This window comes from Enterococcus sp. AZ084 (genome assembly GCF_051714905.1).
Lineage (GTDB): Bacteria > Bacillota > Bacilli > Lactobacillales > Enterococcaceae > Enterococcus_B > Enterococcus_B pernyi.
On sequence record NZ_JBIOSS010000001.1, the window covers coordinates 834,192 to 856,697 of the forward strand.

The following is a 22,506-nucleotide window of genomic DNA, read 5'->3' on the forward strand; positions in this document are numbered from 1 at the left end:
TGAAATTAAGAAATTGTGGTAGCATAAGTTTTTGAGGGGGAATCAGTCATGAAATTAACCGTTTTAGGTTGCTTAGGTGCATATCCTTATAAAAAACAAGGAACGACGAGTTATCTGTTGCAAGCTGATCAATTTAATTTGTTGATTGATGCAGGGAGCGCAACGCTTGTGAAATTGGAAGACCATCTTGATCCGCTTGCTTTAGATGCTGTGATCATCAGCCATTATCATCATGACCATATCGCAGATCTAGGTGTTTTGCAATATGAATGGCAATTGCATCCAAACAGAGATCAGGAAAAGCTATTACCAATCTATGGACATACGAAAGATGCCAGTCATTTTGAACAATTGACGATGCCAGGAGTGTCCCAAGGAGTGGCATATGATCCAACCCAAGAACTTGAAGTCGGACCATTTTCGATCACGTTCTTGGAAACGATTCATCCAGTGGTTTGTTATGCCATGCGTATTGTCGAAAGAGCCACCGGAAAAGTACTTGTTTTTACAGGAGATTCTGGCTATTTAGAGAGTTTTATTCCCTTCGCTAAAGAGGCGGATCTCTTTTTGGCAGACACGTATCTTTTTGCAGGAAATGAGCGACACAAAGCGCATTTCACTTCAAAAGAATCTGGAGAAATCGCAAAAGCGGCAAAAGTCAAAAAACTGGTTTTGACACACTTGCCACAATTCGGTGACCTAACACAATTAGAGAATGAAGCAAAAGAAGCGGCTGGAGAAGAAATCGAAGTTGCTTTAGCTGAAGTCGATAAAGTGTTTGATATATAGGAGGACGAGCAGAATGATTTTTGTACCAAATGAAAACCATGATCCAAGAGTAAATTTAGCAATCGAGACCTTTTTACTCCAAGAGATGCCATTAGAAGAACCAATCTTGCTTTTTTACATCAATGAACCGTCAATCATTATTGGTCGAAATCAAAACACGATCGAAGAAATCAATCGTGAATATGTTGAAGAACATGGCATCCATGTGGTACGTCGTTTAAGCGGTGGTGGAGCAGTATATCATGATTTTGGTAACTTGAATTTCAGTTTCATCATGCCAGATGATGGGGATTCGTTCCGTGACTTTGCGAAGGTGACTAAACCAATCATCCAAGCGTTACACGAATTAGGTATTTCAGGTGCCGAATTAAAAGGACGTAATGACCTGGTAATCGATGGCTTGAAGTTTTCAGGGAATGCTATGTATGCTACAAATGGTCGAATGTTTGCACATGGAACGATCATGTTCGATTCAGACATTGATGAGGTAGTCAATGCGCTGAAAGTGAAAAAAGAAAAAATCGAATCCAAAGGAATCAAATCGATTCGTTCACGAGTTACAAATATCAAACCATTCTTACCTGAGGAAAAACAAGGGATGACAACCGAAGAATTTCGTGAAGACATTCTTTTGAAAATTTTCGGCGTATCTTCAGTAGAAGACGTAAAGACCTATGAATTGACAGAAAAAGATTGGGAAAAAATCAATCAAATTTCTGAGCAGTATTATCGAAATTGGGATTGGAATTATGGAAAATCACCAGATTTCAACTTTTCACGCCAAAAACGCTTTTCGATTGGGTCGATCGAGGTACATCTGAATGTCTCAGAAGGGATAATCGAGGATGTAAAAATCTTCGGCGATTTCTTTGGTCTAGGAGATATCAAAGATGTTGAACAAGTGTTGACAGGGTTAAAATATGACAAATCTACCTTACAAGAAGCAGTTGAAACCATCGATATCAAGAAATACTTTGGTGCGATCGAAGCACAAGATTTATTGGAACTACTGTACTAAATGAGATTGTGACAGAAGCGACTTGATCTGAGCAGTGAGATAGAAAATTGAAAAATATTTTTTTCATATTTTACAATTTGTTAGCTTAATGTTGAAGGTCAGCTTCTGGAACACCGTTTATTTGGTTCTAGGGGATAAGATGACCAATGTCTCATACCCGACAAATCTGTAAGATAACATAAAGGCCTTCAAAAACAGTCTGTTGACTGATTTTGAAGGTCTTTATTTAGCCAGGAGATATATTGATTTTTAAGCGATCGACCCACTTATCTTTTTCTTGGACCAAGGTGCTGCTGTATTTGTCGAGCGTGGTCTGGATCATCATCAAGTCATACTGTTCCTGTCGTATCAATTCTTCTGTCACATGTTTGGAAAAAATATTTTTCTCATAGTGTGTACTGTGCTCACAGTGGATCTGGATGTGAGAATTGATTTCTTGGATCGATAAATAGATTTCTCGATGCAAAGGATTTTCAATGGCTTGTGTTTCGCGAAACGAATGCTCTAAAATATGGATGAGTAATTGTGTGAAATCTTCATCATGGATCGGTAAAGAAGCTGGGATGTGGGTGTGAAAATCAACCTTGATATTCTTTTTAGCAGCGACTTCTTGATATCTAGCCAAAATCAAATTTGTTAGTTGGTGACCTGTCGGAAAAAGAGACAAATCCAATCGTCTTGTTTCGTCTACGATGCGTTTTAAGTAAGTTTTCACTTCGGCTTGTTCATTTGTATCAATCAATTGACTCAGTTCTTCCATTTGTACAACAAAGTCATTTTTTGCTTGATCGATTTGTTGGATCTGTGCTTGGATTTTTGCATAATGTGTTTCGATCAGATCTGTTTTAGTTTGTAAGAAAAGACGTTCTTTATGATAACTATCGATTTTCATGATATTCTCCATGATATTGTACCCGACAATAACAATCAGGAGAATCACAAATAAGAGCGTGGACCAGTTGATGATCGAATGCCCAATCCCTAAGGCAGTTTGAATATAAAACATACAATGAAAGATAGCGATCAAAACGATCCAAGGACTACATACAGTGAAAAAACGATTTTGTTTATATGCTTCACCGATACTTGCTATAGAAGTAACTAGAGTGCTTACAACACTAACAACACTAGCAAAGGGCATCAATTCAGGTAATTCAAAATCTGAAAATAATGCATAAAGTAAGATGTTGGCAAAAACAAATGTTTGGAAATAGCAGAAATAACCATACCATTTCTGATAGTTTGTCATTTTGGACTGATAGTAAAAAATAATCAGTATAGAAGTCAAGATTGCAAATAAGTGTGAAAAAATCGAATGTACGATTGGTTCAAAAAGAACACCGCTCAAGATATCTTCCGAAATCGATTCAAATCCAAGCACGAAAGAAAATAGGCTCAAAATCAATAATGAACGATCTAATCTATTATGCCTGTAGAGAATATAGCTAGTCCAGATCAACAATCCGATGGCGATAACGAAAGCCAAGATCATCGCGATGACTTGTGGGATCGATTGTGAAAAAATGAAGCTGATCATTGGACTGGTGGTCCCCAAATAAACTTTGGGTGTTAGACCAGCATAATTTTGATAAGGCGAGGAAACAACGATTTTCAACGTCTTGCCTACATAGGGCTCTGGTAGATCGATGATCGATAAAGACAATCCAGGATTGTTTCGTGCGCTTTCTTTGGAGCGACTGTAGAGTAGCGTGTCATCTAATGAGACACTTAACCATTGATGATTGCCTTTGATCAAGAGATTGGCATCCGCCAATTCTTTATGTAGAGTAGTTTCCATTATAAATGGTTCATTCTTGTCGATGGACGGCATGTAGTCGATATGGTTACTGTCGAACTGAAAATAAGGATCGTGCTCGGAATAATAGACCCATGAATCATCAATCTGAGACATTTGTTTATTGTCGATTGGCGTGAAGAGGTAATGAAAAAAATAAGCGATACTTATTATAAATAACGATGCAAATATAATAAGTACGCTCCATTTGATTTTCATAGAGAATGGTATAATTTTATTAAGTCTGTTATTAAAAAGAACCATAGACAAATCTCCTTTAATCAATTATCTAATTCCAGAGTAAACTTTTTTCATTTAACAGTCAATTTTTAGCTATTTTTATCGTTTTTTTTGTTTGCTTGTTTATTTTTTTATAGAGAATCCTCAAACTGAGTATTAATATTGTCAAAAAAATTTCGTTATTATATTATAGATTTAATAAAATGTTTTTTAAGGAGGTTCAATGTGCCTATCTATAAAAAAATAACTTTTTTCAGTTCGATTTCGTTAGTGGTTCTTTTAGCAATCATTTTGTGTGTCGTGCTACTCCCTCGAGTATTTGGGCTGACACCGCATATCATTGATGATCAAGCGATGGCATCGTCTTATGCAGAAGGAAGTCTGATCTATGTACAGAAAAGAAAGACAGATACGATTTTAGTTGGAGATGTGATCACCTACTATGAAAATTCAGGTAAACATATCGTGACAAGAAGGGTCGTTGCTATTGAAGATCAACACCAGTATTTTTACACGAAAGCTGATGGAAAAACGCAAATCGAAGTTGAAGCAGTACGAGATCGTAATATTATTGGCACGCCTATATTCAAGATCCCGTACATAGGGTTATTGTTCTCACGGCATGCGTTCAATTGGATGAAATGGGTATTCCTAGGAATCGCTGTGTGCTTGTCCTCCATTACAGCTTGGCATACCTACCTTGAGCTGAAACAACGTCGAGAGAAAGAAACTGATTTTTTTTCTGACATGTAATAATCATATTTTTATTTACCAGCTTCTCCCTCTTGTCGAAAGATAGGTTTCTTCGTATAATGTTTGGAAGAGGAGGGGAAGTATGCGTAATGAAATGATGCATCGTCCCGTTGTAAAAGAAGAGTTATTGGATTTTATGCGGACAAAACAAAAACAGTTAACTGGAGAATTGGGGAAAGTTGAAGAGGAAGCACATGCGGCGGAAGTGCCGATCATTCCTCATGAGACGGTCGTCTTTTTGCAGTTTTTATTAGGACAGATCAAACCAAAAGAAGTGCTTGAAATTGGAGCTGCGATTGGTTTTTCCTCTAGTTTGATGGCACAAGTCATTGGAAAAGAAGGTCATGTGACGACGATCGATCGCTTTGACGTGATGATCAGAAAAGCGAAAGCAACGTATGAGCGTTTAGAGATGACGGATCGAGTGACATTATTAGAAGGCCAAGCGGCTGATATTTTGCCAACATTGACAGGTCCGTATGACTTTATATTTATGGATAGTGCAAAATCAAAATATATCGAATTCTTGCCTGAATGCCTTCGTGTATTGAAAAAAGGCGGCGTCTTGATGGTTGATGATATTTTTCAAGGAGGGACGATTCTTCTGTCAGATGAAGAGATCCCAAGAGGAAAACGAGCGATCCATCGTAAATTGAATGAATTTCTACGCGTGGTCATGGAACATCCGGATTTGACCTCTACGTTGTTACCTTTGGGTGATGGTGTGATTTTGATCACGAAAGAGGCAGAAACAATCGACTTATAATTGCCAGATTTTTTAGTAAAGATTCAAAAGAATGCTAGCTAAGCTAAGCGAGTAGCTAAGTCAATTTCATTGATAGCAAGGCAGAAGTTGAAAGTAGGAAATCTATCCAATCAAGTTCTGCCTTACTATGTTGAACGAAACAGACTTTCATGTTCTATGTTAAAATGACAAGTCGATCGTAGCAAAAAATTATAATATGAAAATCGTGGCTGTATTTTTATAGTAAAATCTGTAAGAAAAAAGTACGATAAAAATTTTTGTTTCATAAAATAACTATTTTGTATTGACATAAGCTTTCAATTTATCTATAATTATTTTTGTTCCGCTAAAGCTGTCATAGTAGCTCAGCTGGATAGAGCATCCGCCTTCTAAGCGGACGGTCGGGGGTTCGAATCCCTCCTGTGACGTAAAAAACCGTTAGAAACTTTTGTTTCTAGCGGTTTTTTTGTCTCTTGTGCTAAATAAGATTGATTCATCGCTGAGCGTTGAGGGTGTTAACTTGATCGGATAAACAATCGATGGTTCAAATTCCAAAAAGTAAAATGATAAAAAGTAAAATCAAATCATATAAGATATGCGCAAGCATAGGGATCAATAAGTTTTGTGTTTTTAACCAGGCATAGAGAGAAGGGGCATGAGCCAAACCAATAACAAAAATACATTGATAGAGATTTCCATCGTATACGGCATAATGGCTGAGACCAAAAACCAATAGAGAAATCGTACTAGCGCCCCAAATAGAAAATTTAGTACGCATAAATGTAGAAAGTAAAAGAAAGATCAAAACAAAAATCGCAGCAATATAAAGTTCTTCTCCAATCAGGCTCACGCTAAGCTGTGATAAATATAGAATTATTCCACCAACGTTTAACCCTTCGTACCAGTTATCTCCACCAGCATTTGCGGCCATGGTTTGATTCAGCAGTTTTCCAGTCAAGATAAAAATATCTGAAAGTAGTGAACCAAGGATAAGGATAAAAGCAATCCAACGCCAATCTCTCTTATTGAGTTTTTTGAATAAAGTGTTTGTGTTGTTCCAACCAATCAGTATGATTAAAGCAAGCGCTCCCCCTATAGGTAAAAAGGTCCAATCTAACCTACCTGAGAAGATCGGATAAGATGTCATCATTCCCCAATCAGCAAAAATTAAAATAATGAGTGCTAAGAGTGACCGCCACAGATTGAATTTGACAGTTTTAAACATTGCGAACATTAAATAACTCCTCCTATAAATAAAATCAACAAAGGGCGATTGTAACATTGAGATGGAATATCGAGAAATAATTTGCTGTCATTTTTAGCGTTTGATTAGAGACATCATAAGTAGATAAAAATGGAATGAATACGAGTACTCAGTAAATTAGCCTTTTTTGACAATAGAATAATTTGCTTATCAAAAGGAAAAAAAGATCTTTTTAATCATTACCTATTTTTTTTGAAGTTTTTTCATTTGGATCAATATAGGGAAAGTAGATATCTATGATAAAATAAAGTAACAACATCAACTGGACGATTAATAAGGACTGATGTTCCTTAGATCGAAAATCGAATGGGTGTATTTCAAGAGAGGATAAAGGGGAGCGCTTATGTTAATCACCAAAAAATGGATGGATCGTTTAACAAGTCCGTATCGAACATCAGGAATGCTTCGCTGTTTAGCGGAATCTCAGAGTTTGGACAGTATCAGTAGTAAAGTGATTTTATTGATCGATGAGACCAAAGTGACGATTTTATTTTTGAATTTTTTTCAAACGAAGGTTATTGATCATCTCACGTATGAACGCACAGCGATCGAAGAGGAACAAGTAACATTAGGTGGCGGTTTATCAGTTATCTGGCGTTTTTCCACTGGCAGTAAACATTGGCGGTTTCGAATCATCAAAAAAATCATCCCTTTAGGTGATGAACAAAGAGAATTTTTGATGCAACTCGAGTAAGGATATCACTTACGAAAAAAAGAAGAACACTAGCAACGATATTGTCGTTGCATAGTCGTTCTTCTTTTTTATTAAAACCGTGTGATGATGTCATCTAAAATAGCAATCAATTCTTCTTTCTCCACGTTTAGATTTCCATTGATCCACTCAGTCAGGACACTGGTAGTGCCGGAAATAGAAAAAAGAACCTCTACTTTAATTTTGATATCTTTCATATCTAATTGTTCTTCGTCCATGATTCTTTTTATCAGGATCTGCGTAAGTTGGACAGAGAGTTCATCATCCATGAAATCATTGAAGAAAAAGTGAAAAACAGCTTTGTTCTCATCTACATGATTGACTAAAGTATGGACGAATCGGCGAAAGTCATATTGCTCTTTGTTGGGGTAAGTTTGATCGAAGATATCTGTCAGTGTACAAATCGATTCTTCAATGATTTTTGAACGCAAATCATAGATATCCTCATAGTGAGTATAAAACGTCCCTCTCCCGATATCTGCTTGTTGTGAAAGCTCCGCAATCGTGATTTTATTGATGGGTTTTTCTTTCGTTAAATCTAAAAAGGCTTGTTTGATTGCGTACTTCGTTCTTTTGCTTCGACGATCCATTTGTATCTCCTTTTTTAGACAGTATCTTTCTAAGTGTTCATTATTGGACAGATGTTGAATCATTGCCTATAGGAAGTCACTTTTTAAGTAATTATAATAAAGTTACGTAAAGAAAGAAAGTTTTGTTTCAAAAGGAGTAGATGGATATGGAAAAATTAACGATTCGTTCAATTGATAGAAAAGACTTAAACAAAGCAAGTGAATTTGCAGCACAAGGGATGAATTTTTCGAGCTATACAGAAAATCCTATTGCACTTTATCTCTATCGTCAGTATGCATTTACAGGCGCATTGATGAAATCAACCGTCACATTAGGTGCGTATCTAGACGGTCAATTTGTCGGCTTTCTTTTTGCTCGCTTCGATGGGGAAACAAAAGTTCCTGTTGGATGGGGGAGACGCTTGTTTGTCAACGTAGCAGAAAAATTGATGGGATTGACCGGATATCGAGAGGCGATAGGAACTTATGACCAAGCCAATCAAACAATGTATCATGAATTTGCATCCACTCATCCAGAAGGCGAAGTCACTTATTTCGCTGTTGATCCCACATTGATGGGTAAGCGGATTGGTTCACGCTTGTTAGAAGAAATAGAGAGACGCTATAAAAATAAGCGAATATTTCTCTATACAGACTCTAACTGCAACTACCAATTTTACTTAAAAAAAGGATTTACCATTTTTGGTCGCCAACCAGTCGATCTAGATGGAGGAGAATCAATGACCTGCTACTTACTAAGCACGACCTTATGACTAAATAAAGACTACTGCTACAGGTCGGGACAGAAGTGTTTAGTCTTATTTCCGAAGAGGTTACTTCTGTTCCCGCCGTTTATTCAGTTTTATAATATGCAAAAGGAGTAATGTTCCCGTCACTTGTTTGTATTGTTACACTCTTGATTTTTGAGAGTAAGTTACAGAAAAAAAACAACAGTTCCTTTATAATCAAAGAGAGATCGTTTTCGTTTGGTACTTATAGCAATGATCCAGCTAAAAAAAGACGGTCGATCGCCGATTTTAGAAAGGAAGAAAACAGATGACATTATTATCTCAAATTTTAGTTACACTTGTTGCCTTGGAATTTCTTTATATCATGTATATTGAAACTTTTGCGACGGAATCTGCAACAACTAGTCGAGTCTTCAACATGCCGAAGGAAGAATTAGGACGTCAGTCCGTACAGACTTTATTTAAGAATCAAGGGATCTATAATGGGTTACTTGGTGTAGCATTGGTGTACGGCGCTTATTTTTCAAATGCACCAAAAGAAATCACGGGGCTATTATTGATCTATATTTTGCTGGTGGCGGCTTATGGTAGCTTTACTAGTGATCGCTTGATCATCGTCAAACAAGGTGGGTTAGCAGCGATTGCACTCATTACGTTATTCTTTTAGAATATAAAAGAATAACTGCTGAAAAAAATTATGAAAGTTTGTGAAAAAACTTACTTTAATCAACAAAATATGCTATCCTGTAACGTGCATTTTATCAATTTTTTATGAAAATGGGGTAGTAGTGTTGTTAAAGAATTATATTGGTTTATTGAAAAAAGAATTTTCTGGTTATAATCTTTCAGTATTTCAAAAAGATTTATTGGCAGGTATTACAGTCGCGGCGGTTGCTTTGCCACTCGCTTTAGCTTTCGGTGTTTCAAGTGGGGCAGACGCAGCTGCTGGTCTGATCACTGCTGTAATTGCTGGTCTAGTCATTGGTGGTTTATCTGGTGGGTTCTATCAGATTTCTGGTCCTACTGGCGCGATGGCAGCAATCTTGATGTCGATTGCCGCAAAACAAGGAATGCAAGGCGTCTTACTGGCTACTTTTTTGGCTGGAGTTCTTTTACTCGCTGCAGGTGTCTTACGATTAGGAACGCTGACTTCATTTATCCCTGCACCTGTCATCACAGGGTTTACCTCTGGTATTGCAATCATTATTGCTTTAGGTCAGATCGATAATTTATTCGGTGTTCATTCAGAAGGGGCCAATGTGATGGAAAAATTGGCTAGTTATCAAAACTTAGGCTTTGAAATTTCCTTTCCAACGATTTTAATGGGAAGTTTGGTCATTATTGGGATGTTGGTTTATCCCAAAAAATGGGGGCAAAAGATCCCAAGCTCATTGTTGGCAATCATCCTCACAACTGCATTGATGATGATCGTTGATTGGCCAATTGCGACCGTAGGGGAAATTCCCCAAACGTTGTTCAGTAGTAATCGTTTGGTACTTGGTGATTTTAGTTTGTCAGCGATCCAAACAGTGATTGTACCAGCAATCAGCATTGCACTGTTAGGTATGATCGAAAGTTTGTTGTGTGGTGCTTCGGCAGGCCGAATGGCGAATCGTCAGTTAGATAGTAATCAGGAGTTGGTCGCACAAGGAATTGGTAATCTACTGTTACCATTTTTTGGTGGGATTCCAGCTACAGCAGCCATTGCTCGAACGAGTGTCGCAATCAAATCCGGTGCTCAAACCAGAGTAGCTGGAATGATCCATGCAATCGTATTGTTTCTATCCATGCTTATTTTTGCACCAATCATGTCGAACATTCCGATGCCAGCATTAGCAGGTGTATTGATCGTCACTGCTTGGCGTATGAATGAATGGGAAACGATCAAAGAACTATTCGCTAAAAGATACTGGTCAGCGCTTCTTCTATTTTTCTTGACAATGGGGTGTACAGTGATTTTTGATCTAAGTATTGCAATCGTTATAGGAATTATTAGTGGGTGTGTATTTTTTATTGTTAAGAGTGCAGCCATCACGATCTCAGTGGAGGAAATCGACTGGCAGCGAATGAGCTTACCGGAAACGAAAAAGTTGGATAATTGGGCAGTTGTTTATATCAGTGGTCCTTTATTCTTCATGTCCGCCGAACGATTGAAAGCGACGTTAACAGAATTAGCAGATAAAGAAGGAATCATTTTTTCAATGCGCGGGGTGCCAAGTATTGATTTGACGGCGCAAAGTTTATTTGAAGAATTTCAAGAAAAAGCTGCTATGAAAGAACAAACGATTATTTACACCTCGTTACAACCAGAAGTGGAAAAGCAATTGCAACATCTTTGGGAAAAACAAAAGACAGAACAACATCTGACGGTGGCTCATGCGCTGACCTCTTTACACAAACAATATATGTTAGACAGTGAAATATAGTCAGTGGATTCGCTAAAAAAAAATTGTGGCTGCCGCCTGTTCTAAGGTAAAATAAGTTTATAGACGTTCGGGAGGTAGGAATGGATGAATATCAAACAAGTGAGTGAAGAAAAAGGAATCTCTGCGGATACGTTACGCTACTATGAACGAATCGGTTTGATCCCACCGGTGAACCGAACAAACGGAGGTATCCGAGACTATACGGAAGAAGATTTACGTTGGGTCGATTTCACCTTATGTATGCGTAGTGCGGGTTTATCGATTGAATCTTTGACGGAATATATTCGTTTATATAGCGCGGGTGATGAAACAATCCTTGCTCGTAGGGATCTTCTTATGAAAGAAAGTGAACAATTGGCAAAAAAAATTGCAGAGATGCAAGCTTGTCAGGAACGTCTCCAAAAGAAAATCGCGCGTTATAACCAAGATTTGGTCAAAGGAGATCCAATCTTAGTTTGATTTAGTCGCTAAAACCAATAACCAACCAATCGATCATGATTTGAAAGACTGGTTGGTTATTTTGTTGCTTTTACTTTTTTTCAGCAAGTATTTTTCCAAGTTCTTGCCAATCTTCTAAAATCGTTTCTGTCAGTGTTCGATTATAAAAAATGGCCGCTGGGTGGAAGAGGGGAAGAACACGATACTGTTTAGTGGAAAATTGATAAGTATCATGCTGTGGATTCAACTCTAAGACTGGTCCGGTATACAGTTTTCCATGATTTTTTGAAATCGTATAGCCGTTACCTAATAAACGTTGTAGCCCAATATTGCCTAGTGTGGCAATCAAAGAGGGCTGTATATGTTGCAGTTCGTAATCTAAGATTGGTGCATGAGCAAAAACTTCCGTTTTACTGGGCGTTCGATTCGGATAAACGATCTCCTTTTTTTTTGTCCGTCCATTAATGCGTTGGACGATTCGATAAGGACGGCTTCTGACAGCGCTAGTAATATACACTTCATCTCGAGATAAACCGACTGATTTTAGTGCGTTCATCAACTCTTTGCCAGCTTGACCGCTAAATGGAATGTGATTCTCAATTTCTGTTTTACCAGGGGCTTCGCCAACTAACATCAATTTGGGTCGGATAGGACCTTGCCCAGCGACAAATCCTTCCACACGGTGTCCTTGAATACGCCGAGTTGCTTCGTCAATCAAATGTTTTGGGTAATCCATAGTATCAACTCCTATTCTTGTCCATTATAGAAAGAAATCGTTCAATTGACGAATGATTGGCAAAATAAAAAAGTTGTTGACTATTATAGTAGGATTTGTTATTCTAGTAATGTTGTAATTGTGGTCTCCACAGCTACAACCGCACAGAATGAGTTTGATTAAGTGCAGGACACCCTGTCACTCTGGATGGCGAGTCTAAGTATGAAAATAAGGAGGTGCTTTAAAGCATGTACGCAATTATTAAAACAGGTGGTAAACAAGTAAAAGTTGAAGTTGGACAAACAATCTACATCGAAAAACTTGACGTTGAAGCAGGCGAAAAGGTTGTATTTGACGAAGTTATTTTAGTAGGTGGCGAAACTACGAAAGTAGGCGCTCCAACCGTTTCTGGTGCAACAGTTGAAGGTACAGTTGAAAAACACGGCAAACAAAAGAAAGTCGTTACTTTCAAATACAAACCTAAAAAACACTCACACCGTAAACAAGGTCACCGTCAACCATACACAAAAGTGGTTATCGACGCGATCAACGCTTAATCTGCGTTTGAGAAAGAAGGCCTAAACAATGATCAAAGGGACTTTTAAACGAAATGACGCTGGTCAAATCGTTTCATTTACTTTGACTGGGCACGCTGATGCCGGTCCTTACGGAAGTGATATCGTTTGTGCAGGTGTTTCTGCCTTAGCGATCAGCACTGTCAATGGGATTTCATCATTAGCTGGTTTTGAACCGATTGTTGACATGAATGAAGAAGAAGGCGGCTATTTGTACGTCGAAGTAATTTCACGATTGACACAAGAGCAAAACAATATTGCGGAAATCTTATTGGAGAATCTCCTATTAGGTTTACAATCGATCGAAGCTGAAAACCCAGAATATATCCAAACAAAAACAATTAATGATAAATAGGAGGTGCAGACCATGTTGTTAACAATGAATCTACAATTATTCGCCCACAAAAAAGGTGGCGGTTCTACATCTAACGGCCGTGACTCAGAATCAAAACGTCTAGGTGCAAAACGTGCTGACGGACAAACAGTTACAGGTGGATCAATTCTTTACCGCCAACGCGGAACAAAAATTTATCCAGGTGTGAACGTAGGTATTGGTGGAGATGACACTTTATTTGCTAAAGTTGACGGTGTTGTTCGTTTTGAACGTAAAGGCCGCGACAAAAAACAAGTGTCTGTTTATCCAGTAGCTCAAGAAGCTTAATGAACAGTTGGCTCTATTCCTTGCCTAGCGAGGAATAGAGTTTTTTCATTTTTTCTGAATCAATAATGATTTCCGGCTCAAACAGAGTCAGGCTTTTTTTGCGTTAGGAGAATGATTGGCTGTAAAAATAGTTGGTTTACTATTTTCGCTAGTTCTAACTGGAAAAAGATATCGCGCAAAGTAAAAAAGAGATAATCGTTATCTGTTATCTGAAAAAATAGTACACGTTTAGACTTGTCTAAATTGCTTAATAAATAAACAACGAATGTTCTTTTTTATTTTAAGCGTGTCTTGTTTTCTTTTTTGATATAAATAGTTGACGAATAGTGATTAAATCAATAGTATTAGGTTTTAAGGACAAGAGAAGAGGGGCGAAAATATTGGCAAAACGAATTGACCGAATTTATACGTATGTCAAAGAAAAGACCGCTCATTTATCTATAGATGAAAACGATCAAGGTGTAACGACCCAAGAGATCGCGGAAGTTTTGGGTATTCAACGTACCAATAGTAGTAAAGATCTCAATAAATTAGTACGTGAAGGAAAACTAAAGAAAATGGATGGTCGTCCAGTTCGGTATGTCTATCAAGAAAGACCGACCATTGAGAAACCATTATCCAAATATGTACCTAGTTATAAAGAAGAATTGACTCACGTGAAAAAACCGAGTCTTCAAGTAGATACAAAAGATATTTTTGCCAAAATCATTGGCGCCAATGGTAGTATGAAAAATTCAGTGGAACAAGCAAAAGCTGCCATTTTGTATCCTCCCAGAGGGTTGAACTGTTTGATCACTGGTCCGACTGGTTCTGGAAAGACTTATTTTGCTCATGCGATGTTTCATTTTGCTAAAACCAACCATGTGGTGGAAGAAGACACAGAGTTGATCGTCTTTAACTGTGCGGACTATGCTAACAACCCTGAATTACTGATGAGTCATCTTTTCGGGTATGTCAAAGGTGCGTTTACAGGTGCGGAAGAAGAAAAAATGGGAATCATAGATCAAGCGGATGGCGGGATGCTTTTTTTGGATGAAATTCATCGACTACCACCCGAAGGACAAGAAATGATTTTTTACTTTATGGACCATGGTACCTATAGTCGATTGGGCGAAACAACGAAATCTCATGAAGCGAATGTTCGAATCGTCGGTGCAACGACTGAAGATCCAGGTTCGGCATTACTTGAGACATTTGTACGCCGTATTCCGATCAATATCAAGTTGCCTGCTTTTGACCGACGTCCAGCGAATGAAAAAATCGATTTAGTCAAAATCATGATCGCTCACGAAGCGAATCGTACGCAAAGAAAAATTTCTTTAACAGAAGATGTTGTGAAAGCGCTAATAGGCAGTGTTACTTATGGAAACATTGGACAGTTGAAGTCGAATATCCAATTAGTTTGTGCGCGTGGATTTTTGAATCACATGAATAAACCTGAAATATCGATCACGATCGATGATTTGACGGAAGGGATTCGTAGTGGGTTGATCCAATTGGCAAGTAATCGGAAAGAGATGGCAGAGTTATCTAAGATTCTTGATCCAAAAATCACGGTTTATCCGAACGATGATGTGATGCAGTTACAAGCGGACTCTTATGAGTTACCTTACAATTTATACGATATTATTGGCGATAAAGCAGCATTGCTGAAGTCAGACGGATTGGACCAAGAAGCCATCAATCATTTTATCTCAACGGATATCAATATCCATTTAAAGTCATTCTACAAAGATCATGGATTTTCATTTAATGCAGACAATAAGTTAGCAGAGTTTGTCGATCCTAAAATCATTGAAGTAACGAATCAGATTTATATGATGGTCAAGCAATCTTTACCATATGAGTTTCAACAAAATTTTATTTATGCGATGAGTCTGCATATCAGTTCTTTTCTAAAACGAATCCATTTAGGAGAAGAGCGGCATACAAATGATAATATCCGAGAAATGGCCATTGATTTTCCTGAGGAATACGCACTGGCGAAAGAAGTACGGAAACATATCGAAATGTATTTCCAAGTGGAGATCCCAGAAAGTGAAGATTACTATTTGACTGTATTACTTGTTTCATTACGAGCCAATCAAGCAAGTGGTCGGATCGGGGTCGTTGTGGCTGCACATGGCAATAGTACCGCAAGCAGTATGGTGCAAGTGGTTCAACAGTTGCTAGATGCGGATAACGTCCGGGCAGTGGATATGCCACTAGACATGGACCCTAAAACTGCTTTAAGTCGGATTGAGCGTAGTGTGCAAGAAGTAGATGAGGGGAGTGGAACGATTCTTCTGGTGGACATGGGTTCGCTTGCGTCCTTCAATGCTCAGATACAGCAAGATACGGGTATCCCTGTCCGAACAGTCGATATGGTCACGACTTCTTTAGTTTTAGAAACAGTACGTAAAGTGTCGGTGCTGGGAACAGATCTTGACTTGCTATATGAATCCTTGAAGAATTTCCGAGGGTATGCTGAAGTCTCAAGTGGAAATGTTGCAGAAGCGGACGACAAACAACGAAAGGCCGTAGTGGCGATCTGTGCCTCAGGAGAGGGAACAGCACAACGAATCAAATCGTTGATCGAGCGTGCAGTCAGTAAAAGACAAGAAGCTCAATTGGAAGTAATTGCTTTGTCCATCGTTGATTTGAAAACTAAGCTACCAAATATCCAAAAAAATTATCAAATCATTGCGACAACTGGGATCACGGACCCACATATCGATGCACCATTCATTCCTTTGGAAAGATTTATTGATCAAAACATTGAGGTGATTTTAGATCAATTACTGTTAGAATCAGAGTTAGATGAAACCGAAGATGTTTTATTAAATGAAGAAACAGCCAAAAGTACATGTGTGTCATTTATCGCAGATAATTTTACATTTATCAATGGAGAAAAGTTAATCGATCCTCTCTGGAAATTTGCAGATGGGTTAATGGATTCAGCAAGCATTGATGTAAAAGAATACGGATTTATGATCAACCTTGTTCTACATGCGGCGGGAATGATTGAGCGTGTCATCTTAAATGAACCGCTCTCTTTAGAAAATCAAGATAATCGTTCGATTAAAAACGATCCGCTCTATGTTAAAATTGTTGAGCCACTAAATGATTTAGAAGAAAAGATCAAAGTGAAGTTTCCGTTAGAAGAAGTGTATTATCTATTGAAAATGATCACTAACCATTTGGAGAAAAAAGAATACACTAATGAAGATATACACAAAAACGATACACTAAAATAGTGTATCGTTTTTGTGTATTGTATAAGAAACCATTAAATAAAGCAGTGTATCTTTAAAAAGTTGGCACGGTTCTTGCTTTTAATAAAGTGTGCTTAACGGAAATGCTTCCGACAGAAGTGGGAAGATGTTTTGAGTAGTGATTTAATAAAAAGGAGATTTACGAATGGATATTCGATTAGCACGTATAGATGATCGTTTGATCCATGGGCAAGTTGCAACTGTCTGGTCTAAATTGACTGGCGTTGAACGTATCATCGTCATAAGTGACGTAGTAGCGAAAGACAAGTTAAGAAAGTTTCTTTTAAAAGAAGCTGCTCCACCAGGGATCATGGCAAATGTCATCACTGTTGAAAAGATGATCCAGATCTTTGAGAGTGGACTCTTAGCGCGAACGAAAGTGATGCTTTTATTTACTAATCCTAAAGACGTTGAGAAAATTGTCCGAAGTGGTATCCGAATTGATTCTCTAAATATCGGGGGAATGAGTTTTTCTGAAGGGAAGACCATGATCACAAATTTTGTGTCCGTCGATCAACGAGATATCGAAGCCTTTCATTTTTTGGATGGTCAAGGTGTGGAGTTGGAGATTCGGAAGGTACCCGCTGATCGGAAAATCTTTTTAATGGAATTACTGACCAAAGCCAAGAAAGCATAAAATTGTTGTTGCGTAACGGTCAAATGTATCTGTTGTAAAAGGCAAGCACTTATTTTTATTTTTGATTTTGTTACAACAAAAAGAAGTAGGAGGTATAAATATGGTAGGGATTATCCTAGCAAGTCATGGGCAATTTGCTGAAGGAATCTTACAGTCGGGTTCAATGATCTTTGGCGAACAAGAAAACGTCAAAGCTGTTGTTTTACAACCGAGTGAAGGTCCAGATGACTTGAGAGCCAAATTAGAAGAAGCAGTCGCTTCCTTCGATAACCAAGACGAAGTCTTATTCTTAGTTGATTTATGGGGCGGAACACCGTTCAATCAATCAAACACATTATTTGAAGAACACAAAGATAAGTGGGCAATCGTAAGTGGTTTGAACTTGCCTATGCTGATCGAAGCATATGCTTCACGTTTTTCAATGGAATCAGCACATGAAATTGCTGCTCATATCATTGAAACAGCAAAAGAAGGCGTGAAAGTCAAACCGGAAGAATTAGAACCAGTAGTAGAAACAAAAGCTGCGGCACAAGAAGCTGCACCTTCAGGAACACCTGGTAAGTTCACTTATGTTTTAGCACGTATTGATTCACGTTTGTTGCATGGACAAGTAGCAACTGCTTGGACAAAAACAACAAATCCAACACGGATCATCGTTGTATCTGATGCTGTAGCAAAAGATGAGTTACGTAAAAAATTGATCCAACAAGCTGCACCTCCTGGTGTAAAAGCACACGTTGTACCAGTTGAACAAATGATCAAACTTGCAAAAGATGATCAACACTTTGGCGGACAACGCGCATTGCTATTGTTTGAAAATCCTCAAGATGTCGTGCGTGCAGTTGAAGGTGGCGTACCATTAGAAACAGTGAACGTCGGATCAATGGCACATTCTCCAGGTAAAGTACAACCGAACAAAGTACTTGCTTTCAGTCAAGACGATATTGATTCATTCAATAAATTGAAAGAATCTGGCGTGAAATTCGATGTACGTAAAGTACCGAATGACTCTAAAGGAAACATGGATGAAATTTTGAAAAAAGCGCAAGAAGAACTAAAAAATCGTGCTTAATTAATTATCAGAAAAAATGGAGGATTACTATCATGGATTTAAATATTATTCAAGTGATCTTAGTCATCATCGTTGCATTTTTAGCTGGTATGGAAGGAATTCTTGATGAATTTCAATTCCATCAACCAGTTGTTGCATGTACGTTGATCGGCTTAGTAACTGGAAATCTAGTTCCTTGTCTTATCTTAGGTGGTACATTACAAATGATCGCTTTAGGTTGGGCAAATATCGGTGCCGCTGTCGCTCCCGATGCTGCATTAGCATCTGTTGCATCTGCAATTATTTTAGTTTTAGGTGGTCAAGGTTCAGCCGGCGTTTCTTCAGCAATCGCGATTGCTGTGCCACTTGCTGTTGCTGGTTTATTATTAACAATCATTTGTCGTACGATTGCGACAGCGTTTGTTCATTTGATGGATGCTGCTGCAAAAGATGGTAACTTTAGAAAAGTTGAATTATGGCATATTGTTGCAATTTGTATGCAAGGTGTTCGTATTGCGATCCCTGCTGGTTTGATCTTAGCTATTGGTGAAGGTCCAGTAAGAAGCTTGCTTGAATCTATGCCTGTTTGGTTGACAGACGGTTTAGCTATCGGTGGTGGAATGGTCGTTGCCGTAGGTTACGCAATGGTTATCAACATGATGGCTACAAAAGAAGTATGGCCATTCTTTGCAATCGGTTTTGTATTGGCAACTGTATCAGAAATCACTCTTATCGGTCTAGGCGCAATCGGTGTTGCTTTAGCTCTTATTTACTTGGCACTTTCTAAACAAGGTGGTTCAGGTAACGGCGGAAGCTCAAACACTGGTGACCCACTAGGCGATATCATCGATAACTATTAAAGGAGGCGTTCACGAAATGGCAGAAGAAAGAATTCAATTATCTAAAAAAGATCGTATTTCTGTTTGGTTGCGTTCGACTTTCCTTCAAGGATCATGGAACTACGAACGTATGCAAAATGGTGGTTGGGCATTCTCAATGATCCCAGCGATCAAAAAATTATATAAAACAAAAGAAGACCGTGCGGCTGCGTTGACTCGTCATTTAGAGTTCTTCAACACTCACCCATATGTTGCTTCACCAATTCTAGGGGTGACTCTTGCACTGGAAGAAGAACGTGCAAATGGCGCACCTGTTGATGATGTGGCGATTCAAGGGGTTAAGGTTGGTATGATGGGACCTTTAGCTGGTATCGGTGATCCAGTCTTCTGGTTTACAGTAAGACCAATCCTTGGAGCTCTAGCTGCTTCTCTAGCGATGGCTGGAAATATCTTAGGTCCAATCATTTATTTCGTCGCTTGGAATATCATCCGTATGGCATTTATGTGGTACACACAAGAATTCGGCTATAAAGCGGGTTCTAAAATCACAGAAGATTTATCTGGTGGTTTGTTGCAAGACATCACTAAAGGTGCTTCGATCTTAGGTATGTTCATCTTAGGTTCATTAGTTAACCGTTGGGTATCAATCGGCTTTGCGCCAGTAGTATCAAGCGTTAAACTTGACGAAGGTGCGTACATTGATTGGAGTAGTTTACCTGCAGGTGCAGAAGGTATCAAGAGTGCGTTGGAACAACAAGCAGCTGGACTTTCTCTATCTGACTACAAAGTAACAACATTACAAGACAACTTAGACAGCTTGATCCCTGGATTAGCTGCGTTGTTACTAACATTGTTCTGTATGTGGTTATTGAAGAAAAAAGTTTCACCAATCGTTATCATTCTTGGATTATTCGTAGTGGGTATCGTTTTCCACTTGATCGGATTAATGTAATCTAAGGCAATAAAAGACTAAATAAGCTGTGACAGAAATCAATCATTGATTTTTGTTGCAGCTTTTTTCATAGAATGCGACGAGACTTTACTTCAGCTTTCTTCTGATCGAATGGTGGACGATTGTGGAGAACCGTTTATTGGAGATAGTATCTATGCTCGAAAAGGTATACTATTTATGATAAGATGTCTTTGATATAGAAGTAAAAAACGTGAAATTAAAAGGATGGCTAAGCTGAACGAATAGCCAAATCATTGAAACGGTACGACTTCTAAGTACTGTAACTTTAGATTGATTAGAAATGGAGTGCTTGAAATGGTACAATCCCTGAATACAAAAGTTGACTTAACGATGAATGCGACATCTTATCTAGGTGTGGCAGAATATGGGAAGATCATGATTGGTGATAAAGGTTTTGAATTTTACAATGATCGTGATGCGCGGAAATTCGTCCAGATCCCATGGGAAGAGGTAGATGTCGTGATTGCCTCAGTGATGTTCAAAGGAAAATGGATTCCACGTTTTGCGATTCGCACAAAGAAAAACGGAACTTATTCATTTTCTGCAAAGCATCCTAAAGAAGTTTTGCGAGCAGTTAGAAAGTATGTCGATCCTAGTCACATGGTCCGCTCGTTAAGTTTAGTTGACGTAGTCAAACGAGGCGTGATCGGTATTTTCAAGCGTAAATGATCTGTAGTTAGCCCTCATCGTTTGCCTGCTATTTATTTCTTATGATAAAATTAAAGAGTAAAGAGGGAGGTTATACGATGAGTTGGTTATGGACATTGATTGTTGGTGCAATCATTGGAGCGATTGCTGGAGCAATCACAAGTAAAGGAAATTCAATGGGATGCATCACAAATATTATTGCTGGTTTGATTGGTTCAACGATCGGTCAAGCGATTTTTGGCAACTGGGGACCAAGCGCTGCTGGTATGGCACTTATTCCATCTATTTTAGGGGCAGTGATTTTAGTTGCAGTTGTTTCATTTTTCTTTGGTAAAAGATCTTAGAAATGAAAGTCTAAAGCGTTTTGACTTGAGGGGAAAGCTCAAGTCAAAACGCTTTGTTCGTTTCTATTGAAGGAATTTATCTTTCCTATGCCTTTAAAAAAGAAAGTTTGCTATAATGATAAAAAGAGTGCAAAGAAAGAAGGAATTTACACATGATGTTACGAGTAGAAAAGTTACGCAAAAAAATGCGAGAAGCGAATCTAGATTCATTTTTAGTGACAAGTCCTTACAATCTCCGCTATTTGACTAATTTTACAGGAACGACTGGGTTAGCGGTCATCACATTAGAGAAAGCCTTCTTTATTACGGACTTCCGTTATACAGAACAAGCAGCTGCGCAAGCGCAAGGTTTTGAGATCATCAAAAATGTCGCGCCGATTTTTGAGGAAGTCGCTGATTTGACTCGAAAAGAAGGATTGAAGAATCTAGCATTTGAAGAACGTACAGTTTCATTTTTAGAGTATTCAGTATTGGAAGAATTACTGGATGCAGAGTTGATCCCAGTTTCTGACATGATCGAAGAATTACGGGAAGTAAAAGATGAAGATGAATTAGTGATCATTGAAAAAGCTTGTAGCATCGCTGATATGGCTTATGATCATATCCTTAAAATGATCCAACCAGGGATGACAGAGATCGAGGTCGCGAATCAATTAGATTTCTATATGCGTTCACTAGGTGCATCAGGTGTGTCTTTTGAAACCATCGTGGCAAGTGGTGTTCGTTCAGCAATGCCACACGGAGTGGCTAGCCAAAAGATCATTGAACAAGGTGATTTGATCACGATCGATTTTGGTTGTTACTATGAAGGATACGTTTCTGACATGACACGTACGTTTGCAATCGGCGATCCTGGAGAACAATTGAAAGAAATCTATCAAATCGTTTTAGATGCCCAATTGGCAGTTCTAGAAGCAGCGAAACCTGGAGTGACAGGTATCCAACTGGATGCAGTAGCAAGAGACTACATCAGCAAATACGGCTATGGAGAAGCATTTGGACACTCCACTGGCCATGGTATCGGTTTAGAGATCCATGAAGGTCCTAATGTATCTGCGCGAGCAGAGAAACCATTTGTTGTGGGCAATGTCATTACGGATGAACCAGGAATCTACTTACCAGGAATCGGTGGCGTCCGAATCGAAGATGACTTATTGATCACTGCTGAAGGAAACCGGGTATTGACTCACTCACCAAAAGAATTGATCATTTTGTGATAATCAGCGTTTTTCAATAAATGTAAATGTCAAAACTCAGACTTTGTTATAGAAAATGGGCTCATTTAATGATACACTATAAGAGAAATCAAGC

24 protein-coding genes, 1 tRNA gene and 1 other annotated feature are annotated in these 22,506 nt (G+C 38.4%); of the genes, 21 read left to right on the plus strand and 4 right to left on the minus strand.

The annotated features are described in order from the left end of the window. Nucleotides 1-48: 48 nt before the first annotated feature. Nucleotides 49-789 carry an MBL fold metallo-hydrolase gene (locus IGI79_RS03915; RefSeq protein ID WP_062805527.1) on the plus strand — a complete coding sequence of 247 codons (741 nt, stop codon included), beginning with the start codon at nt 49-51 and terminating at the stop codon, nt 787-789. 13 nt (nt 790-802) lie between these two features. Continuing rightward, nucleotides 803-1,807, plus strand: a complete 1,005-nt coding sequence (locus IGI79_RS03920; protein ID WP_019723714.1) for a lipoate--protein ligase — start codon at nt 803-805, stop codon at nt 1,805-1,807. A gap of 226 nt (nt 1,808-2,033) precedes the next feature. Here the strand turns inward: IGI79_RS03920 and IGI79_RS03925 are convergent, their stop codons facing one another. Next, nucleotides 2,034-3,866 carry a hypothetical protein gene (locus IGI79_RS03925; RefSeq protein WP_195475895.1) on the minus strand — a complete coding sequence of 611 codons (1,833 nt, stop codon included), beginning with the start codon at nt 3,864-3,866 and terminating at the stop codon, nt 2,034-2,036. Between the two features lie 201 nt (nt 3,867-4,067). Between IGI79_RS03925 and IGI79_RS03930 the strand changes: the two genes are divergently transcribed. The 3 genes from IGI79_RS03930 (at nt 4,068) to IGI79_RS03940 (ending at nt 5,768) form a co-directional block, all read left to right on the plus strand. Continuing rightward, nucleotides 4,068-4,595 (plus strand): signal peptidase I, encoded by a 528-nt coding sequence (locus tag IGI79_RS03930; protein WP_023519280.1) that lies wholly within the window; start codon nt 4,068-4,070, stop codon nt 4,593-4,595. Nucleotides 4,596-4,677: 82 nt separating this feature from the next. Beyond that, nucleotides 4,678-5,361: an O-methyltransferase gene (locus tag IGI79_RS03935; protein WP_010736023.1), complete on the plus strand. Its 684-nt coding sequence runs from the start codon at nt 4,678-4,680 to the stop codon at nt 5,359-5,361. Between the two features lie 333 nt (nt 5,362-5,694). After that, nucleotides 5,695-5,768, plus strand: a tRNA-Arg gene (locus IGI79_RS03940). Nucleotides 5,769-5,884: 116 nt separating this feature from the next. On the opposite strand, the gene IGI79_RS03945 is transcribed toward IGI79_RS03940, so the two are convergent. Beyond that, nucleotides 5,885-6,574, minus strand: a complete 690-nt coding sequence (locus IGI79_RS03945) for a CPBP family glutamic-type intramembrane protease (RefSeq protein ID WP_181265233.1) — start codon at nt 6,572-6,574, stop codon at nt 5,885-5,887. Between the two features lie 373 nt (nt 6,575-6,947). Between IGI79_RS03945 and IGI79_RS03950 the strand changes: the two genes are divergently transcribed. Continuing rightward, nucleotides 6,948-7,298: a hypothetical protein gene (locus IGI79_RS03950; RefSeq protein WP_065096689.1), complete on the plus strand. Its 351-nt coding sequence runs from the start codon at nt 6,948-6,950 to the stop codon at nt 7,296-7,298. 71 nt (nt 7,299-7,369) lie between these two features. Here IGI79_RS03950 and IGI79_RS03955 read toward each other — a convergent pair whose 3' ends face one another. Continuing rightward, nucleotides 7,370-7,906, minus strand: a complete 537-nt coding sequence (locus IGI79_RS03955; protein WP_065096688.1) for a TetR/AcrR family transcriptional regulator — start codon at nt 7,904-7,906, stop codon at nt 7,370-7,372. A 146-nt stretch (nt 7,907-8,052) separates the two neighbouring features. On the opposite strand from IGI79_RS03955, the gene IGI79_RS03960 reads away from it, so the two are divergent. The 4 genes from IGI79_RS03960 to IGI79_RS03975 all read left to right on the plus strand — a co-directional run bounded on the left by IGI79_RS03960 (nt 8,053) and on the right by IGI79_RS03975 (nt 11,519). After that, a complete protein-coding gene (locus IGI79_RS03960) occupies nt 8,053-8,658 on the plus strand; it encodes a GNAT family N-acetyltransferase (RefSeq protein ID WP_065096687.1) in 606 nt (201 codons plus the stop codon). Nucleotides 8,659-8,941: 283 nt separating this feature from the next. After that, nucleotides 8,942-9,301 (plus strand): DUF1304 domain-containing protein, encoded by a 360-nt coding sequence (locus tag IGI79_RS03965; RefSeq protein WP_010736017.1) that lies wholly within the window; start codon nt 8,942-8,944, stop codon nt 9,299-9,301. Nucleotides 9,302-9,425: 124 nt separating this feature from the next. Then, nucleotides 9,426-11,060 (plus strand): SulP family inorganic anion transporter, encoded by a 1,635-nt coding sequence (locus IGI79_RS03970; protein WP_065096686.1) that lies wholly within the window; start codon nt 9,426-9,428, stop codon nt 11,058-11,060. Between the two features lie 84 nt (nt 11,061-11,144). Next, nucleotides 11,145-11,519: a MerR family transcriptional regulator gene (locus IGI79_RS03975; protein WP_065096685.1), complete on the plus strand. Its 375-nt coding sequence runs from the start codon at nt 11,145-11,147 to the stop codon at nt 11,517-11,519. 70 nt (nt 11,520-11,589) lie between these two features. Here IGI79_RS03975 and IGI79_RS03980 read toward each other — a convergent pair whose 3' ends face one another. Beyond that, nucleotides 11,590-12,234: a uracil-DNA glycosylase gene (locus IGI79_RS03980; RefSeq protein WP_438845719.1), complete on the minus strand. Its 645-nt coding sequence runs from the start codon at nt 12,232-12,234 to the stop codon at nt 11,590-11,592. 127 nt (nt 12,235-12,361) lie between these two features. Further along, nucleotides 12,362-12,441: a sequence feature (ribosomal protein L21 leader region), on the plus strand. Nucleotides 12,442-12,461: 20 nt separating this feature from the next. Here IGI79_RS03980 and rplU point away from each other — a divergent pair. The 11 genes from rplU (at nt 12,462) to IGI79_RS04035 (ending at nt 22,412) form a co-directional block, all read left to right on the plus strand. After that, entirely contained in the window at nt 12,462-12,770 is a 309-nt protein-coding gene (gene rplU, locus IGI79_RS03985; protein WP_019723824.1) for a 50S ribosomal protein L21, read from the plus strand. Nucleotides 12,771-12,798: 28 nt separating this feature from the next. Continuing rightward, nucleotides 12,799-13,143, plus strand: coding sequence for a ribosomal-processing cysteine protease Prp (locus IGI79_RS03990; RefSeq protein ID WP_010736012.1), 345 nt, complete (start codon nt 12,799-12,801; stop codon nt 13,141-13,143). Between the two features lie 12 nt (nt 13,144-13,155). Then, nucleotides 13,156-13,449 carry a 50S ribosomal protein L27 gene (rpmA, locus tag IGI79_RS03995; RefSeq protein ID WP_010736011.1) on the plus strand — a complete coding sequence of 98 codons (294 nt, stop codon included), beginning with the start codon at nt 13,156-13,158 and terminating at the stop codon, nt 13,447-13,449. Nucleotides 13,450-13,829: 380 nt separating this feature from the next. Continuing rightward, on the plus strand, nt 13,830-16,685 hold the full coding sequence (locus IGI79_RS04000; RefSeq protein ID WP_195273374.1) for a sigma-54-dependent transcriptional regulator: 2,856 nt from the start codon (nt 13,830-13,832) through the stop codon (nt 16,683-16,685). Between the two features lie 163 nt (nt 16,686-16,848). Further along, nucleotides 16,849-17,340 carry a mannose/fructose/sorbose PTS transporter subunit IIB gene (locus IGI79_RS04005; protein ID WP_019724015.1) on the plus strand — a complete coding sequence of 164 codons (492 nt, stop codon included), beginning with the start codon at nt 16,849-16,851 and terminating at the stop codon, nt 17,338-17,340. Nucleotides 17,341-17,440: 100 nt separating this feature from the next. After that, the gene (locus tag IGI79_RS04010) at nt 17,441-18,412 is read left to right on the plus strand and encodes a mannose/fructose/sorbose PTS transporter subunit IIA (protein ID WP_010736008.1); all 972 of its coding nucleotides are present in this window, start codon (nt 17,441-17,443) and stop codon (nt 18,410-18,412) included. 32 nt (nt 18,413-18,444) lie between these two features. Then, nucleotides 18,445-19,251 carry a PTS mannose/fructose/sorbose transporter subunit IIC gene (locus IGI79_RS04015; protein WP_010736007.1) on the plus strand — a complete coding sequence of 269 codons (807 nt, stop codon included), beginning with the start codon at nt 18,445-18,447 and terminating at the stop codon, nt 19,249-19,251. Between the two features lie 16 nt (nt 19,252-19,267). Beyond that, complete coding sequence (locus IGI79_RS04020) at nt 19,268-20,182, plus strand: PTS system mannose/fructose/sorbose family transporter subunit IID (protein WP_019724014.1); 915 nt, start codon at nt 19,268-19,270, stop codon at nt 20,180-20,182. A 315-nt stretch (nt 20,183-20,497) separates the two neighbouring features. Beyond that, a complete protein-coding gene (locus tag IGI79_RS04025; protein ID WP_019724013.1) occupies nt 20,498-20,872 on the plus strand; it encodes a DUF956 family protein in 375 nt (124 codons plus the stop codon). A 77-nt stretch (nt 20,873-20,949) separates the two neighbouring features. Then, a complete protein-coding gene (locus tag IGI79_RS04030; protein ID WP_010736004.1) occupies nt 20,950-21,195 on the plus strand; it encodes a GlsB/YeaQ/YmgE family stress response membrane protein in 246 nt (81 codons plus the stop codon). Between the two features lie 152 nt (nt 21,196-21,347). Then, nucleotides 21,348-22,412: a M24 family metallopeptidase gene (locus tag IGI79_RS04035; protein WP_104776846.1), complete on the plus strand. Its 1,065-nt coding sequence runs from the start codon at nt 21,348-21,350 to the stop codon at nt 22,410-22,412. Nucleotides 22,413-22,506: the final 94 nt, after the last annotated feature.